Origin of the sequence: Streptomyces sp. NPDC049687 (assembly GCF_044465285.1) — a bacterium.
GTDB lineage: Bacteria > Actinomycetota > Actinomycetes > Streptomycetales > Streptomycetaceae > Streptomyces.
On the sequence record NZ_JBITLN010000002.1, the window covers coordinates 344,267 to 360,389 of the forward strand.

Annotated in this window: 14 protein-coding genes; 4 read left to right on the forward strand and 10 right to left on the reverse strand. The window is 72.7% G+C overall.

Annotated elements, in window-relative coordinates; genetic code table 11:
* Nucleotides 1-2: 2 nt before the first annotated feature.
* The 3 genes from ACIBVL_RS06635 to ACIBVL_RS06645 all read right to left on the reverse strand — a co-directional run bounded on the left by ACIBVL_RS06635 (nucleotide 3) and on the right by ACIBVL_RS06645 (nucleotide 2,713).
* Entirely contained in the window at nucleotides 3-443 is a 441-nt protein-coding gene (locus tag ACIBVL_RS06635) for an Lrp/AsnC family transcriptional regulator (RefSeq protein WP_399092871.1), read from the reverse strand.
* Nucleotides 444-464: 21 nt separating this feature from the next.
* Complete coding sequence (locus tag ACIBVL_RS06640) at nucleotides 465-1,814, reverse strand: transaminase (RefSeq protein WP_399092874.1); 1,350 nt, start codon at nucleotides 1,812-1,814, stop codon at nucleotides 465-467.
* 152 nt (nucleotides 1,815-1,966) lie between these two features.
* Nucleotides 1,967-2,713 carry an anti-sigma factor antagonist gene (locus tag ACIBVL_RS06645; RefSeq protein ID WP_399092877.1) on the reverse strand — a complete coding sequence of 249 codons (747 nt, stop codon included), beginning with the start codon at nucleotides 2,711-2,713 and terminating at the stop codon, nucleotides 1,967-1,969.
* Between the two features lie 127 nt (nucleotides 2,714-2,840).
* On the opposite strand from ACIBVL_RS06645, the gene ACIBVL_RS06650 reads away from it, so the two are divergent.
* Nucleotides 2,841-3,188 (forward strand): helix-turn-helix transcriptional regulator, encoded by a 348-nt coding sequence (locus ACIBVL_RS06650; protein WP_399092880.1) that lies wholly within the window; start codon nucleotides 2,841-2,843, stop codon nucleotides 3,186-3,188.
* 291 nt (nucleotides 3,189-3,479) lie between these two features.
* Complete coding sequence (locus tag ACIBVL_RS06655; protein ID WP_399092883.1) at nucleotides 3,480-5,663, forward strand: NlpC/P60 family protein; 2,184 nt, start codon at nucleotides 3,480-3,482, stop codon at nucleotides 5,661-5,663.
* Between the two features lie 116 nt (nucleotides 5,664-5,779).
* Here the strand turns inward: ACIBVL_RS06655 and ACIBVL_RS06660 are convergent, their stop codons facing one another.
* Nucleotides 5,780-5,953: a hypothetical protein gene (locus ACIBVL_RS06660; protein WP_399092887.1), complete on the reverse strand. Its 174-nt coding sequence runs from the start codon at nucleotides 5,951-5,953 to the stop codon at nucleotides 5,780-5,782.
* Nucleotides 5,954-6,217: 264 nt separating this feature from the next.
* On the opposite strand from ACIBVL_RS06660, the gene ACIBVL_RS06665 reads away from it, so the two are divergent.
* The gene (locus ACIBVL_RS06665; protein ID WP_399092890.1) at nucleotides 6,218-6,853 is read left to right on the forward strand and encodes a class I SAM-dependent methyltransferase; all 636 of its coding nucleotides are present in this window, start codon (nucleotides 6,218-6,220) and stop codon (nucleotides 6,851-6,853) included.
* A 25-nt stretch (nucleotides 6,854-6,878) separates the two neighbouring features.
* Here the strand turns inward: ACIBVL_RS06665 and ACIBVL_RS06670 are convergent, their stop codons facing one another.
* The 6 genes from ACIBVL_RS06670 to ACIBVL_RS06695 all read right to left on the reverse strand — a co-directional run bounded on the left by ACIBVL_RS06670 (nucleotide 6,879) and on the right by ACIBVL_RS06695 (nucleotide 15,282).
* On the reverse strand, nucleotides 6,879-7,451 hold the full coding sequence (locus ACIBVL_RS06670; protein ID WP_399092893.1) for a phosphatase PAP2 family protein: 573 nt from the start codon (nucleotides 7,449-7,451) through the stop codon (nucleotides 6,879-6,881).
* A complete protein-coding gene (locus ACIBVL_RS06675; protein WP_399092896.1) occupies nucleotides 7,444-8,790 on the reverse strand; it encodes a diacylglycerol/lipid kinase family protein in 1,347 nt (448 codons plus the stop codon). Before ACIBVL_RS06675 ends, ACIBVL_RS06670 begins: the two co-directional genes overlap by 8 nt.
* A gap of 94 nt (nucleotides 8,791-8,884) precedes the next feature.
* Nucleotides 8,885-10,582 (reverse strand): hypothetical protein, encoded by a 1,698-nt coding sequence (locus ACIBVL_RS06680; RefSeq protein WP_399092899.1) that lies wholly within the window; start codon nucleotides 10,580-10,582, stop codon nucleotides 8,885-8,887.
* 111 nt (nucleotides 10,583-10,693) lie between these two features.
* Entirely contained in the window at nucleotides 10,694-12,727 is a 2,034-nt protein-coding gene (locus ACIBVL_RS06685) for a DUF1996 domain-containing protein (RefSeq protein ID WP_399094791.1), read from the reverse strand.
* A 195-nt stretch (nucleotides 12,728-12,922) separates the two neighbouring features.
* On the reverse strand, nucleotides 12,923-13,690 hold the full coding sequence (locus tag ACIBVL_RS06690) for a hypothetical protein (protein ID WP_399092902.1): 768 nt from the start codon (nucleotides 13,688-13,690) through the stop codon (nucleotides 12,923-12,925).
* A gap of 164 nt (nucleotides 13,691-13,854) precedes the next feature.
* Nucleotides 13,855-15,282 carry an alkaline phosphatase family protein gene (locus ACIBVL_RS06695; RefSeq protein WP_399092905.1) on the reverse strand — a complete coding sequence of 476 codons (1,428 nt, stop codon included), beginning with the start codon at nucleotides 15,280-15,282 and terminating at the stop codon, nucleotides 13,855-13,857.
* Nucleotides 15,283-15,475: 193 nt separating this feature from the next.
* On the opposite strand from ACIBVL_RS06695, the gene ACIBVL_RS06700 reads away from it, so the two are divergent.
* Nucleotides 15,476-16,114: a lipoprotein gene (locus tag ACIBVL_RS06700; protein WP_399092908.1), complete on the forward strand. Its 639-nt coding sequence runs from the start codon at nucleotides 15,476-15,478 to the stop codon at nucleotides 16,112-16,114.
* The last annotated feature ends 9 nt before the right edge of the window (nucleotides 16,115-16,123 follow it).

Sequence of the window (16,123 nt, forward strand, 5' to 3'; positions counted from 1 at the left end):
GCTCAGCCCACCTCCCACAGGAACCGGTGGGTGTGGATGGCGAAGTAGGGGAAGGACTGGACGCCGCTCACGCCCTCGGTCTGGCGCACGGTGTCGTTGACGAAGTCGAGCAGGTCCTTCGCGGTGCGGCTGACCACCTCGGCGAACAGGTCGAAGCCGCCGGAGGTGAGCACGGAGTACACCACCTCGGGGTGGGCGGCGAGAGCGTCGGCGACGGGGCGCGGGTCGCCGTCGGCGGTGATGCCGAGGAGCGCCATGGCCTGGCCCCCCATGGCCATGGGGTCGGTGACGCCGACGACCTGGACGGCACGGGAGTCCAGCAGCCGTTGGAGACGCTGGCGGGCGGCGGAGGCGGACAGGCCGACCCGGGGGCCGAGGTCGGCGTAGGCGATGCGGCCGTCGGTCTGCAGTTCGCGCAGGATGGCCCGGTCGATCTCGTCCACGTGGGGTTCCTTTCCCGGTGGTCAGCCGGCCAGTTCGGCGAGGGCCGCCGCGAACAGCCCGGTGTGGGTGTCGACGTCCTGCTCGGTGGTGTCGGGGCACATCAGGGCCATGTTGTGGAACGGGGTGAGGAGGATGCCCCGGTTGGCGAGGTAGAGGTGGAGGAAGTCCTCCAGTTCGGTGTCGCCGGCGGCCGCTGCCTCGGTGCCGGTGCGGGGCGCCGGGTCGGTGAAGCGGTACTCGGTGCGGGCGCCGAGGCGGCTGACCGACCAGGGCAGGGCGTGGGCGTCGATGCCCGCGCGAACGCCGGCCTCGAAGCGCTCGGACAGCTTGTGCATCCGGGCGAACGCCTCGTCGGTGAGGACGTGTTCGAGGGTGGCGCGGGTCGCGGCGACCGAGAGCGCGTTGCCGGCGAGGGTGCCGCCGACGCCGCCCATGTCGACGAGGTCCAGGTCGGCGCGGCCCAGCAGCCGTTCGGCGAGGTCGGCGGCAAGACCATAGGCGCCGGCCGGAATGCCGCCGCCGACGGCCTTGCCGATGGTCAGTACGTCCGGATCCAGGTCCCAGGCGGCGGTGCAGCCGCCGGGTCCGGCGGAGAAGGTGTGCGTCTCGTCGTTGATCAGCAGCGTGCCGTGGCGGCGGGTCAGCTCGCGCACGCCTGCCAGGTAGCCGGGTTCGGGCAGGACGATGCCGATGTTGGTGAGCGCGGGTTCCATCAGGACGGCGGCCACGTCGCCGTGGGCGAGTTCGCGCTCCAGGTGGTCCAGGTCGTTGAACTCGGCGACCCTGCTGGTGAGGGTGACGTCGCAGGGGGCGCCGACGTTTCCGGGGCGGGCGGTGCCGTGGCCGTCGGGGCCGGTCACGATCAGGGACTCGTCGACGCTGCCGTGGTAGCAGTAGCTGTTGACCAGGATCTTCGGGCGGGCGGTGACGGCCCGGGCGAGGCGGATCGCCCAGCGGTTGGCGTCGGTCGCGGTGAGCGAGAAGCTCCAGCGGGTCAGGCCGAAGCGCCGGGTCAGCTCGGCACCGACCCACTCAGCGTCCTCGGTGGGCAGCATCGCGGTCGCGCCCCCGAGGGTGGTGAAGCGGTGCTGCACGGCGGCGGCGACGGCGGCCGGTGAGTGACCCGCCATGGCCCCGGTGTCGCCGAGGCAGAAGTCGATGTACTCGTGCCCGTCCACGTCCCGGACGCGGGCGCCCCGAGCGGACTCCAGATACCGGGGAAAGGCACCGGCCGTCTTGTTCATCCAGGTCATCGGCACCCGCCCGAAGAGGTGCTCGGCGCGGGCGTAGGCGTCCCGGGAGCGGGGGTTGCGTCGTTCGGCGTCCGCGCTCTCGCGGGCCAGGAGATGACGCAGTCGGGCACGGTCCATGGCACACCCCGGATCCGAGGGACGAGTGATTACGGTGAATCTACGGTCGTCCACCCCGGGTTCTCAAGAGTCCACGCTCGAATCGACCGTCTCCACGATTGATCCACGCGTCACCGAGGTGTGTCGGATCGTCGCCCCCTTCGTCGTCCGATTCATTCCTCGGCCGCCGAGGTCTCCGCCCGGATCCTGGACACGGCCGCTGCCACCTGCTGCTGTACGGCGCCGGTCGGCGGGGCGCCGTGGACGGCGGACACGAGGTCATGGGCGAGGTGGTGCAGCTTGGTGTTGGTGTGCTGTGACGCCTCCACCAGGACCCGCCAGGCGTCCTCGGCACTCAGGGCGAAGGAGGCCATCAGGATGCCGCGGGCCAGGTCGATCACCGGGCGGGTCTGCATGGCGCGCCGCAACTGGACGACCTCGACGCGCAGGTCCCGCAGAGCGTCGCCGCCGGTGGCGGCCGGATCCGCGCCCGCCCCGGTGCCGTCCCACTCGGGGACATGCCCGGCATCGGCCGGCTCGGGCGCCTGTTCGGCGAACAGCGGGCGGGTGCCGGTCAGGGCGAGGAGGCGTTCGACGGCGGGGGCGAGGGTGCGCAGCACCACCGTCTTGCCCTGTCTCAGCCCCTGCTCGCGCAGGTTGAGGAGCACGTTGAGGGCCGAGCAGTCGCAGAAGGAGACACCGCCGAGTTCCAGGTCGACGCCGGCCACCGCCGCGCCGAGGGCGGCCCGCAGGGCATGCTCCAGCCGCTCGGCGGAGCCGAGGTCGAGGTCGCCGTATACGGCCACGACGACGCGGTCGCCGTCGTACCTGACACCGATCTCCGGCACAGGCACCGGCCGGGCGGATGACGCGCCGCCCGTCTCCGCTTCGAGCTTCGCTTCGTACGCAGGCTCCGGCATGACCGCCTCCCCCGGTCACTTTCCATATGACAACAAGGCTGACCCCGGAGCCCGTCATACGTCAACAGATACATGAACCAAAGTTCCGGCGTTGGTATACGTGAATCGTCAGTCGTAGGATTGCTCCATGGAGGGAGTGCCCGAGACGCACAACGGATGGACGTTCCTGACCAACCACGCCCGCGTACTGGCGGCCATCGCGGACGACCGCAGCGTCCGGATCCGCGACATCGCCGCCCGCTGCCGGCTCACGGAACGCGCCGTCCAGAAGATCATCGCCGAACTGGAACAGGACGGCTATCTGTCGCACGTCCGGGAGGGGCGCGGCAATGTCTACCGGATCGAACCGGACAAGGTGCTGCGCCACCCGGCGGAGGCCGGTCTGCAGGTGGACGCCCTGCTCTCGCTGCTCGCCCAGGAGGAGACCACCCGGGGCCGACGCCCCGACACCGAGACGCAGGAGGCCCGCTCGTGACCGCCGCCCGCGGCCGTGAACGGTGGTGAACCGGTCATTGCGGGCCGGGCCGTCGAGGCGAGAGACGAAGGTCACGAATACGTATCGGACATTTAACGCTTCAATCTTCACACCAGTCACACATGTTGGTTAGGTTGACGCTCAGACCGCACGACCGACACCGGGACACCCCGCCGGCCGGCGCGGCCCAACCGCCCGGCAGGGCACAGAGCTTGGGGCACCCCGGACACTCGGGTGCCCGGATCCGCGGGCCGGGCCGGCCGGGCGGAGCACGGAAGGAGTACGTCTTCCATGGCGACGGAGGTCGGCGAGCCGAGCCGGGCGGAGGTCCAGCAGGCGGTCAACGCGCTGTACGACCGGGCCGAGAACGACACCGGTAATTTCAACGCCACGCGCGCCAGGTCGGGCGCGGGCCGCCGCTCCGGTGTCTCACTCGCCCGCGGTGGGCGCGGGTCGGCCGACCCGTCGACCGAGGCCATGGCCCGCAGGTGGTTCGACGTCGCTCGCGGCAGCATCGGCCCGACCGTGCCGGCGGTGTTGCCGGCCGACCGCATGCCGACGCGTCCCGCCGCCCCGGCCGCTCCTCCCCGTGTACCGAAGGAGCTGGAGAAGGCTTTCGAGAACAACGCGCCGCGCGCCCTGGAGCCGGGCCGGAGGCTCGAACTGGAGGCGCCCGAGCGGCGGGTACCGGAGCTGACCGGGCGGGCCGTCCCGGCGCTGCCCCCGGCGACCGAGCGGATGCCCGCGGCGCTGGAACCGCGCCGGGGGGAGCCCAAGGCCCTGCCGTCGGCGTCCGCCACCCCCGGCACCTCGATGGCCGCCGCTCCCGCGAACCGCCAGGCCTCGCTCAAGAACAGCAAGGAGCAGAACGGGCGCAAGCTCACGGCCGCACGGAACCTGCTGGCCCGCGCGCTGTCGCGGTCCGCGCCGTCCCCGGCACAGCTGATGGGGCCGCCCGCCGCCATGCCACAGGCCATGACGGCACAGATGAGACCACTGGCCGGTGTGCCGTCCCAGCCCATGGCCGCACAGCCGATGAGACCGCCGGCGGCTCCCGTGTCCCGGCCCGGGGACACCGCGGAGCAGCAGGCGTACCGGGCGGAGGCCGCGGCCGCGTGGGCGGGCCAGTCGCCTGCGGCCGGTTCCGACGGAGCGCCACAGCTCGGCGGGGGCGGCGGCGAACCGATGCCCGAGGCCAAGATCATGACTCCGGGGGCCGGCTCCAATCCCGGGGGCTCCAAGCCCGCGTCCGTCTTCCCGACCTCCGAATTCGGCGTGGCGAAGCCCGCGTTCAGCTTCCCCATGCCGGAAGTCGACCCCGCGACCGGCTCCTTCATCCTCCCCGACCTCGACGCCGCCCCGACACCCCAAGCCGGCCCGGCAAGCGGCTCGTTCAGCTTCCCCCTGCCCGACGACGCCGCCACCACGCCCGCGGGCGGCACACCCCAAGCCGGCCCGGGTACCGGCTCCTTCGCCTTCCCCATGCCCGACACCGGCCCCACGACACCCGCGACCGGCACCCCGATGCCCCAAACCGGCCCGGGAACAGGCTCCTTCGCCTTCCCCATGCCCGACACCGGCCCCACGACACCCGCGACCGGCACCCCGATGCCCCAAGCCGGTGCCGTGATGGCCGGCGGTGCCCTGCCGTCCGCCGAATACGGCGTGACCAAGCCGCCGTTCAGCTTCCCGCTGCCCGGCGTCGGCCCCACCACGCCCCCGGCCGGCACCCCCATGCCCCAAGCCGGCTACGCGACGCCCGCGGGCGGCACTCCGATGCCCCAAACCGGCTACGCCACGCCCGCGGGCGGCACCCCCGTGCCCGAAGCCGCGGTGGCCGCGCCGATGGGTGGGTTCCCTCCGCCCGAACTCGTGGGCGCCGCCCCCGGCCCCGGCTTCCCGGCTTCCGGAGCCGGCGTCACCGCTCCGATGCCGACCACGGCGACCGGCCTCGCGGCTCCGATGCCGGGCATGCCTTCCCAGTCGACGGGCTTCGCGACAGCGTCGGCCGGGGCTCTCACCGAGCCGGCGCTCTCAGTCCCCGCGCCCGCTCCCGCCCCGGCTCCGGTACCCGCCCCCACCGGCGCCACCTTCACCACCACCGGCGCGGCCTACCTGGGCAAGGCGGACAAGGCCCTCGCCTTCGCACGGGCGCAGATCGGGCGGCCCTGTCTCCCGGGTGCCACGGGACCCGAGTCGTACGACTGCTCCAGCCTCACTCAGGCCGCCTGGCGGGCCGCCGGGGTGACCCTGCCGCGGTCCGCGATCGACCAGGCGAAGGCCTTCACGCGGGTCGGTCTCGACGAGCTCCGCCCCGGCGACCTCGTGTTCTTCCACGACGATCTCAGCCACGTCGGCCTGTGCACGGACGGCGGCACGATGATCCACGCCCCCGGCCCGGGCGCGCACATCCGCGAGGAGTCGATCCTGGCCGTCGGAGAGGGCACGGTACGCGGGGCCGTACGGCCCGCCTGACGCGCCCGCCCGTTCCCGGCACCCTGCAGAGGAACACGCCGCAGAGGGCCGCCCGATGCTCGACCGGGCGGGCCGGCGGCCCGGACGGATCTCCTCCGGGAGGGCCGCCGGCCGCCTCAGCGCAGCGTGGAGCCCGGGCGCGCCTGGGTTCTGCGGACGTTGTTGTACGCGCGCAGGAGGAGTTTGGAGACCGCGCAGGGCGACATGTCCACGTGACACTGCCGGCACGTGCGCACGTGCTCCTCGTAGGCGGTGCGGGCCTGCAGCAGGGCGTCCTCAGGAGAGGGCATGGGGGGTCCTCCGAACGATTACGACGGTTATCGGGGGCCGTACCTACTTGTGAGTAGACCCCACGTCGAAGTGGACCATGTTACTTACGGTAGCGGAAAATGAGATTCCGGCCGTTGTGAGCACCGTCTCCGCTCACATGGCGTGAACTCATCCGTGGAGGACCGCGGACCGGGGCCCATGAGTGCCCGGCCGGCGGCCTGGTGAGGCGTCGTCGGCAGTGCGAGGATGCGCGGGACCCGCTCACCACGACACGAGGAGCCGGCTTGGCAGGCGAGGACGACGGGCGACGCGCTGCGGCGGTGTTCGACGCGCTGGGGGCCACGTACGAGAAGGCGTTCGCGCACTCGGAGGCGCACCGCAGGTCCCTTGAGTGGCTGCTCGGACGGCTGGCGCCGGGCAGCCGGGTGCTGGACGTGGGCAGCGGGACGGGCCGGCCGACGGCCGAGACCCTCACCCGGGCGGGCCACGGGGTGCGGGGCGTCGACATCTCGCCCGTGATGGTCGAACTGGCCGCACGCCAGGTGCCCGGGGCCGTCTTCGACTGTGTCGACGTACGCGAACTCCCGCTGGACGAGGACTCGTTCCACGCGGTCTGTGTGTACTTCTCCCTGCTCCAGATGGACCGCGCGGAGCAGATCGGCCTGATCGGCCGCCTTGCGCGGGCGCTGCTGCCGGGCGGCAGTCTGGTGTTCGCGACCGTGCCGCTGGACGTGGAGGGCGTGGACGCGGTCTTCATGGGGCAGCCGGTCCGGGTGACGAGCTTCGCCGGGGCGGATCTCGTCGACGTGGTGCGGGGGGCGGGCCTGACCGTGCTGGCCGAGGAGAACACGCTGTTCACGCTGGACCATCCCGAGGCCGGGCCCGAACCCCATCTCTTCCTCCACTGCGGCAAGGAGTAGCTCTCTCCGTCGCCCTCGGAGGCGCTCAGACGTCGGCGCGGGACGCGAGAGAGAGGACCAGGGCCGCCGATCCGGTGCCCAGCAGCGCGCCGGCGATGACGTCGCCCGGGTAGTGCACACCGGTGTGGACCCGCGAGTAGCCGACCGCGCAGGCGAGCATGCCCAGCGGGAACGCCGCAGCCGGGAAGGCCGGGCCGACGGCGGCCGCGAAGGCGACCGCCGAGGCGGTGTGTCCGGACGGGAAGGACGCGGAGTCCGGCATCGGCACGTGCCGTCCGGGGAACGGCGAGTCCTCGGCGCGGTGCGGTCGCGGCCGCCGTACGAGCCGCTTGCCGAGCAGGTTGGCGGTCGCCGAGGCCACACCGATGGCGGCGACGCCCAGGACGGCGGCGCGGCGGGCGCTGCCACCGCGCAGGGCCAGACCGGCGGCGACCGCGAAGGACAGCTTGGAGTGGTCGGCGGCCGCGGACAGCCGGCGCAGCGCGGTGTCCAGGGTGGGGGTCTTGGTGATGGTGACCGTCTCGTACAGCGCCTGGTCCAGGGTGGCGAGGTCGCGGACCAGACCCGGGGTGGTGAGCTTCGGCAAGCGGTCAGACATCATAGGCATCCTTGATCGTGCGGGGGTCGGGACGGCCGAGCGCGAGGCGCACGATACGCCTCCAGTCGACCGTGGGGGGCGCGTAGGCCGCGCCGGGGCGGTGTCGTGGCACCCGGACCCGGAGCACGCTGGGCCGTACGGTGCACACCACCGGAGTGGGCAGTTCGAGCGCTTCGCCGTCGACGGCCACCGGGATGCGGTCCCGGTCGGCCTCGACGACCACGCGGTGCGAGGTGAGCGAGGTGATACCGCTGGCCCGTTCGCCGAGCAGCGCCAGCTCGGCGGCCTGGGCGGCGCCCTCCACACGGACGCCGATCACGCCGAGCAGGCCGGCGTCCAGCCGGGGGCGGCGGCCGCCGCCGATCGGGTCGGCACGGGCGTAGGCGTTGTTGCTGACCAGGACGGCCTGCGGCGCGTGGATCCGGGTGCCGTCCGCGTGGACGTCGAGGGTGGGTCCCGCGTCGCCCTGCAGCAGGTCGGGCAGGTGTTCCAGGGCGGTGGCGGCCTTGGCGTCGCGGTACTCGGGGTTCTGCACTATCGCCGCGTACGCCCCGAAGGAGACCGTGTTGACGAAGGGCCGCCCCTGGACGTCGCCGAGGTCGATGCGGAGTTCGATGCCGTTGCTGAGGGCGTCGAGGCTGCGCACGGGGTCGGTGCGGTCCAGGCCGAGGTCCATGGCGAAGTGGTTGCGGGTGCCTGCGGCGACGACCAGGAAGGGCAGGTCGTGTTCGGCGGCGACGGCCGCGACGAGCGCCTGGGTGCCGTCGCCGCCGGCGACGCCGAGCAGGTCGGCCCCCTCGGCGACGGCCTTGCGGGCCTCCGCGACCGGGTCGGTCCAGTTGTCGTCGGTGCCGAGCAGGACGACCCGGGCACCGAGCTCCTCGGCGCGCTCGACGAGGCCGTGCTTCTCGACCTTTCCACCTCCCGAGCGCACGTTCATGATCAGGACGGGACGGCGGGGCGGCGGGGTGCGGCGGCCGTGGGTGCCCTTGGGGCGGCGCAGGGTGCGCAGCGACTGGCGGGCCGAGGCCAGGGCGGCCCCCCACAGCGCGAGGGCGCCGAACGCCACCACCCACAGTCCCGAAGTGGCGTACAGCACGAGCACGCCCACGGGTGCGGTGAGGGCGAGCGCGCCGCCGAGGATCCGGGCGCCGCCCCGGTGTGCGAGCGTCCACCAGACACCCGCCCCGGCGAGGCAGAGTCCCGCCAGGCCGGTCAGCAGGACCACCCAGCCGCCCGATCCGGCTCCGCCGGCGACGACCGCGGCGCAGCCGAGGACCAGGACCAGGGCGAGCCGGGCCCATCTGCGCGCGCGGGCGACGGCGTCCTGGCCCGTCATGCCCGCGGTCCACCTCGAGAGTGTCTTGTTCACGGTGCGCCCGCCATGCTCCGGGGTCCCCTTGTCGTACGTGTGGTACGTGGACAGCAGTCGGTCAATTGTCCATGGCGCAGCAATGGGGTGTCACCGCCGGGTCGTTCGCAGGGTCCAGACGGCAGAAGCAGGACGCCCTTACGGGTACGTCCGCCAGGGCGGCCGCGAACTTGAGCTGCTGGGCGACGATCAGCGCCTCCGCGTCCTTGCCCTGGCGGAGGAGGCACTCGTGGAAGCCGTGCAGGGACCAGACGTTGCCGGGGTGCTGGGACGGGCGCGGCAGGGTGTCGTCGAGGCCGAGGTCGGCGCGGTAGACCGCCTCCGCCTCCGCGACCCGGCCCTGCTCGAGGAGCAGGGCGCCGTAGGCGTGCCGGGTGGGCTGCATCCAGCCCCACGGCTCGTCGTAGGGGAGGTGGTCGTCCAGGGCGACGGAGCGCTCCAGGGCGGCGAAGGCGAGGTCGAACCGGCCCCTGCGGTACTCCAGTTCGCCGTCCAGCATGGCGGAGGCGATCGCGAGGATGTCCCGGCAGGTGTTGTTGAACAGCATGCGGGTCTCCTGGACCCGCTCGGCCGCCGCCCGGAACCGCTCGCGCTCGCTCTCGGCCTGCGCCATCCGGCCGGTGGCGGAGAGGGCGACCCCGCGGGCGTAGTGGAGCAGCGCGGTGGTGAAGCTGTAGAGCTCCTGGTCGGCGGGGAGCGGCAGGGCGAGGACGTCGTCCCAGCGGCCGAAGCGGATCAGCACGTGGAACCGCATCCCGAGGAAGGCCTCCAGCCAGTCGGCCATGGGCGGGCTCTGCACCCGCAGCAGTTCCTCCGGGATGGCGGCCTCCAGCCGGTCCACGGTCTCCAGGGCGGTCCGGCACTGGCCCAGGAACATCGCGCCGTAGATCTTGAAGTGGAGGTCGTGGCAGCGGTACAGCGTGTAGAAGTTCATCGCCCCGGAGCGGGCCACGACCTTCTCGTCGGCGGCGATGGCGGCGGTGTTGTCGGTGACGACCCGCCGGTAGTCGCCGCACAGCACGTCCAGGTGCGAGGGCATGTGCTGGAGGTGCCCGGCGTCGGGCACCAGACCGCGCAGCCGGTCGGCGACCTGGAGGGCGGCCTCGGGGGTGGGGGACATCTCCATGAGGTGGATGGAGAAGTGCAGCACGCCGGGGTGTACGGCCGCGGCCTCGTCGGCGAGCGCGCGGTCGAGCACCTCCTTGGCCTGCGCGGTGCGCGCGCCCTCGGCGGGCCGGCCGGTGCGCGGGTCCCACAGCTGCCAGGGGGTGAGGTTCATCAGGGCGTCGGCGTACAGGGCGGCCACGTCGAGGTCGTCGGGGGCGAGTGCGTGGACGGCGCGCATGGCGTCGGCGTAGGGCGCGTTCCACACCGAGCAGTCCTTCGCGGGCCGCGTCTGCGGGTAGCGGGCGCGCAGGGCGCCGATCAGCGCCCGTTCGACGGGGGTGGCGCCGGCGGCCTTCTCGTGGGCCAGCTCGACGGCGGCGTGGGTGCGGGCGACGGTCCGCCGGAGGTCCTGCTCGTCGAAGAAGTCCCAGGGTTTGTTGTAGTTGGGGCCCAGCGCGTAGGCGATGCCCCAGTGCGCCATCGCGCAGTCCGGATCGGCGCGGGCCGCCGTCTCGAAGCAGACGACGGCCTCCTCGTGGTGGAAGGCGTACGACCACACCAGCCCGCGATCGAACCACAGCTGAGCCTCCGGGGAGGAGGTCGTCACGGGCCGGTGGTGGGTGCCGAGGTCGTAGTACTCCACGGATTCCATGGTGCTCCCGTCGTCGAGCGGCGCGATTCGAGCGACGTATACCGCGCGGGCCGGGGCCCGGACGGTGTCTCGCGGACGGGAGCACCCGTACGAGGACGGTCGGCCGGTGCCTCAGTGCGTACGGCGGACGTTGCGGTAGAGGACGACGAAGCCGGCGATCACCAGGAGGCCGCCGCCGGCCGCCGGCCACAGGCTGACGCCGGTCTCGGCCAGGTCGCCCTGGACGGCCTGGGGCTCGGTGCCGTCGCCGATGCCGGTACCCGTCCCTATGCCGCCGTCGCTCCCGCTGCCGCTGCCGTTGTCGGCCGGGGTGTCGGTGGCCGTGGCGGCCGGGGACGGTGTCGGGTCCGGGGCGGTCGCCGCGGTGCCGATCTCGTCGCCGGCGGTGGTGTCGGGAGCGGGGGTGGCCGCCTTGGGGGCGTCGGCGGTGGGCTTGGTGTCGGCGCGGGGTGCGGTGCTCGGCGAGGCCTGGCCCCGGCCGGGGTCGCCTGCGGCGGGCTCCGTGTCCACGGGGCCGGTCGCGGGGGCCTCGGGGGTCTGGGACTGGTTCTGGGCCGGGGACTCCGGCGCGTTGTCGCCCGGGTCGTCGTCCGCGCCGCCGCCGGAACCGTTGTCGCCGGAACCGTCGTCGGAGCCGTTGCCGGTACCGTCACCAGCGCCATTGCCGGTACCGTCACCAGCGCCGTTGCCGGAATCGTCGCCCGACCCGTTGCCGGAGCCGTCGTCGCCCGTGCCGGCGCCGCATGTGCGGCCGTCGTTGATGCAGTCGACCATCTCCCCCATCAGGTCCTCGTCGAAGACGTTGATGAAGTCGCCGTGGTCCGTCACCGGCTTGTGCAGCTGCTCGGGGAAGGAGTCCACCGCGAACAGCGGCGTCGTACGGCCGCCGTCGGCGAGGCTCGGCGCGTCGACGTCGTAGACGATGCGCTGCACCAGCTGCGGGATGGCCTCGAAGCCGGCCGGGCAGCTGCCGTCGGCGGCGGCGAAGGCCACATGGGTGCGGTGGTTGGCGCTGTCGATGTTGCTGCCGTCCCAGCAGCTCTGGAAGCGGAAGGTGCGCACCACGTCGCTGCCGTCGGGGCAGAGCGGGTACTTGTCCTTCAGCTGCCGGTCCTCGAAACCGGTGCAGCTCCACGAGGCGTTGGCGTTGGCCGGGCCGTTGACGAAGGCCTTGGCGTCGCCGGTGATGATGCGCAGCAGCCGGGGCATGGCGGTGACCTTGGAGCGCGGGCTGCCCACGAAGGTCAGCGTGACGTCCTTGGGGGTGACGATCTCGCCGGCGTTGCCCTCGATGCCACCGCCCGGGCTGTTGGCGTCCTGTTCCTGGGTGCCGTTCTGCAGGCGCAGGACGGGCCAGTAGTACGTGGACTTGTCGCCCTGGTCCGCACAGCTCGTCTCGGCGTTCGCCAGGTCCTCGTCGGAGGCGAAGGCGGTGTTCGACTGGTTGCCGATGTAGTCGTGGAAGTGGTGGGCGCCGTTGCTGACGCCGGGGGCGACGATGACGTTGTCGGAGTTGAACAGGCCGTTCTCGTTCACTCCGCAGCTGGTGCTGAAGGTGCCGCGGGAGGGGCCGGAGGCGGGGTCCGGGGTCTGCTGTGCGCTCTGGACGGAGGTGATGTCCACGTAGTCCGCGGCGACCGGACCGTTCCCGGCCTGACCGCCGTTGCCCTGCTGGCCGTTCTGACCGGACCCCTGAGCCGGGCCCTGTCCCTGACCTGCGTTCTGGTCCTGCTCCTGCCCCTGGGACTGTCCCTGCTGCTGCCCCTGTGCCTGGTCCTCGGTGATGCGCAGGGTGCAGGCGGCGAGGGAGTCCAGGCCCTCCGGGCGGTCGCCGTCGCGGTCGATGGCCTCCGCGATGCGGGCGATCGTCGCGCCGCGCTTGTCCTTCAGCGGATTCATCACCGCGTTGTCGGCGAAGCCGGGGTCCTGCCGTACCGCCTGCGCCTGGTCCTGGAGTTGGCGGTAGGCGGCGGCGATCTGCTCGTCGAGAAGGGCGAGTTCACGGTCGACCTCGGGCTTGGCCTGCTCCGGCACGGAGGTCAGGCCGTTGCCGACGTCGGGGCAGTCGATCGTGACCGAGCCCCCTCCCGTCAGCTCCACGGTCTCTCCGTTGGAGGTGGCCGAGGCATAGACGTTCACCGCCATCAGCCCGCCGCCGCCCAGGATCAGTGCGACTGCGGCGAAGGTCGCACGTCGTCCGCCTGTAGGGCGTCTGCGCCTGTTGTGTACCAAGGAGTGCTCCTACGCGTCGTCGTCAGCGGCCAGGACATGGAAATCCCCGGCCCTATACGCAACCTGACGCAGGAGCGTTCAACCGACTCACGAATTCACAGGAAGATCTCAGACGACGGCTTCCTCCTGCGCTTTCGCCCACCGGAGGCGGCCGCGTTCGTGGACCAGCCCCAGGACGACGGAGGCGGCGACGGCTATCAGGTGCTCACGGCCGGCCAGGTTGGGCTTGGCGATCGACTCGATCACCATCGAGCCACCGGTGAGGACGAAGACGACGGGTGCGCGGCGGACGACCGAGATGTAGGTGAACAGTCCCACGACAGCCGCGGACGGACCGGTGTCGAGCACCTGCCCCGCCTCGGGCGGCAGCCCGAGCCCCCACCAGCCGGGGCCCATAGCGATCATCACCCGCACGGTGAGGGTGCCGGCCAGGGTGGCCGCGTAGGCGACGGCCAGGGTCCGGCCCCGGCCGAGGGCGAGTTCGGCGAGGGCGAAGGCGAGGAAGAGCTGGGTGATGCCGGCCCACACCGGCAGGTCGAGGGCGGGGACGTACAGGGAGACCGGGGTCCGCAGCAGGGCCAGCCACAGGGGAAGGTCGCCCCGGACCCCGCCGAGGAGCCGGACGGTCGTCGCGCCGGCCGGGCGTTGTGCGAGGGCGTGGAAGAAGATGACGCCTCCGCAGGCCACGAACGCCAGCAGCAGCGCGTCGGGGCCCCGCCGGCACAACTCCCGTACGGGGTCGACGACGATGCCGTGAAACTCTCCCCGCACCGTCCGTCCGACGAACGCGGCCGTCCGCGCCAGGGCGCCGCGGCGCGGCCGCTCCTCGACGCGGCGGTCGCGGTACCGCTCCACCTCCGGCCGCAGGATCACCATGGTTCCCCCAGGAAACGCTCATCGCACGCAGTTCACATCCCTGCGACTCCGGCCGTCGCCGCACCGGTGTCGCCCCTGTGAAGACGCGAAGACGGCCTCGGAGGATCACTCCCGCACGGTCCGGAATCCGGACGTCCACCGCGGGTTCCCTTTCCCGAGGCGTGTCAGACCTGTGGCCGGCTCCCCGGCTCCTGCTGCGGGAACGTCTGTACCGCGCCCGGCAGGGTGGGTCTGGGCAGGGTCGCCACCTCCTGCTCCGCCTGGAGCAGTTGCTCCGCCGTGTCGTCGGGCAGGCGGGGCGCGACCGGCCGGGCGGAGGCGAAGCGGAAGGCGGAGGTGAGGTCGCCGAAGGTGGCGCGCCGCCAGGCGCTGATGTTGGGCTCCTCCACCCCGGTGACCCGCTCGAGGAACCGCAGCGCCGAGGTGTGGTCGAAGGCCTCCGTGGCCACCCAGCCGCCCACTGTCCAGGGCGAGACGACGATGGCGGGAACGCGGAAGCCACCGCCGATCGGCAGCCCCCGTACGAACTCGTCGGGTGTGCCGGGGGGCGGGGTCGGCGGCTGCACGTGGTCGAAGAGGCCGTCGTTCTCGTCGTAGCTGAGGATGAAGGCCGTCTTGCGCCACACCTTCGGGTCGGCGGCGATCGCCTCGAGCTTGGAGGCGACGAAGGCGGCGCCGGCCGCCGGCAGGAAGTCCGGGTGCTCCGACTGGTGGCTCGTCGGCATGATCCATGACACGGTCGGCAGCCGGTCGCCCCGGGCGTCGTCCTCGAAGGTCCCCTCCGGCTGCGGCCGTACGCCCCGCTCGTACAGGTCGGAGCCCGGCTGCGCGGCGCGGAAGGCGGCGAACTGCTCCAGCATGTTGCAGGCGTAGTCGTCTTCCTGCTGGTACACCTTCCAGCTGATGCCGGCGGCCTGGAGCCGTTCGGCGTACGTCGTCCAGCGGTACGGCGAAGGCGCGACGTTGCTGGTGATCGGGCCGCCCCGGGCGCCGCCGGGGTCCAGGGTGCCGGTCATCCACAGCAGCCGGTTGGGCCAGGTCGGGCCGAGGACCGAGCAGAAGTAGTGGTCGCAGAGGGTGAAGGTCTCGGCGAGCGCGAACTGGAAGGGGATGTCCTCGCGGGTGTGGTAGCCCATCACGTAGGGGCCGTTGGCGCCGTCGGCCTTGCGGTGGGCCGACATCCAGCGGTCCATTCTGCCGCCGTTCCAGGCCTCGTGCTGCACCGACCAGGCGTGGCTGGTGGAGGGGATGGACTGGGCACCGGTGGTGCGGGTGTCGAGGTGGAAGGGGAGCAGATAGCCCTTCGGGTTCTCGGGGTCCGGCTGGTGGAAGACCGAGCGTCCGGTGTCGAGGGTGAGCGCGTCCGGGTCGGCGAAGCCGCGCACTCCGGACAGGGTGCCGAAGTAGTGGTCGAAGGAGCGGTTCTCCTGCATGAGCAGGACGACGTGTTCGACGTCGGCGAGCGAGCCGCGGCGGGGTTGTCCGGCCGCGACGGCCTTCTGCACGCTGGGCGGGAGGAGGGAGACGGCCGCGGCGGCGCCGAGCGCGCCCACGGCCGAGCCCAGGAGTCTGCGGCGGGTCAACTCGGCCATGGCGGCACCTCGTCGCTCGTGAGGAACAGGGGGAACCCATGGGTTCCCCGGCGGGGCCGAGGGTGTGACGGTATGTCACCCCGCCTCACCCGAAGGCCGCAAGGGGCGCCACCCCACCGCCCGCCACCCGGAAACGCGTCTCCCGTTCCCCGCCGGTTACAGTGCACCGCCGACATCGAGAGGAGACAGCGCGGTGCGCTTCGGGGTGGGGAACGACAGACGGGGGCCGGCCCTGGCCGTCCTGCTGACGGTGCTGGTGACGGGCTGTGCCGCCGGGGGCGGGGAGAAGGAATCGGGGACGGCCGAGGTGGCCCGGCGCGGCGCGACCATCGGTGCGGCCGGCTCGGCCTGTGAGCTGCCCGTGACCTTCGACATCGCCGAGTCCTGGAAGGCCAAGGCCGTGGACGCCGAGGCGGCGGGCGACGTGAGCGAGGAGCTGGCGGACCTGGCCGACGCGTTCCTGCACCAGGGCCCGGTCACCATGGCCTGCGAGATCGACGCGAAGCCCGCCGGCAACATCGGGTTCCTCCGGGTCTGGACCGGCGAGCCCGGCGACGCCGACGCACGCGCCGTACTGGAGGACTTCGTGGCCGCCGAGCAGGGGGAGGACCGGGTCACGTACCGCACCTTCACGACGGGCGACGTCACCGGCGCCGAGGCCGAGTACGTCACCCCCAGTGGCGGGAAGGAGACGAAGAAGCAGCACGCCCTCGCCGTCACCACGTCCGACGGGCCCGTCGTCCTGCACCTCGGCGGACTGGACGACCAGGAACACGAGGAGATGCTCCCGGCCTACGAACTGGCCAAGACCACCCTCCGCACGAAGGCCTGAGCCCGCCCC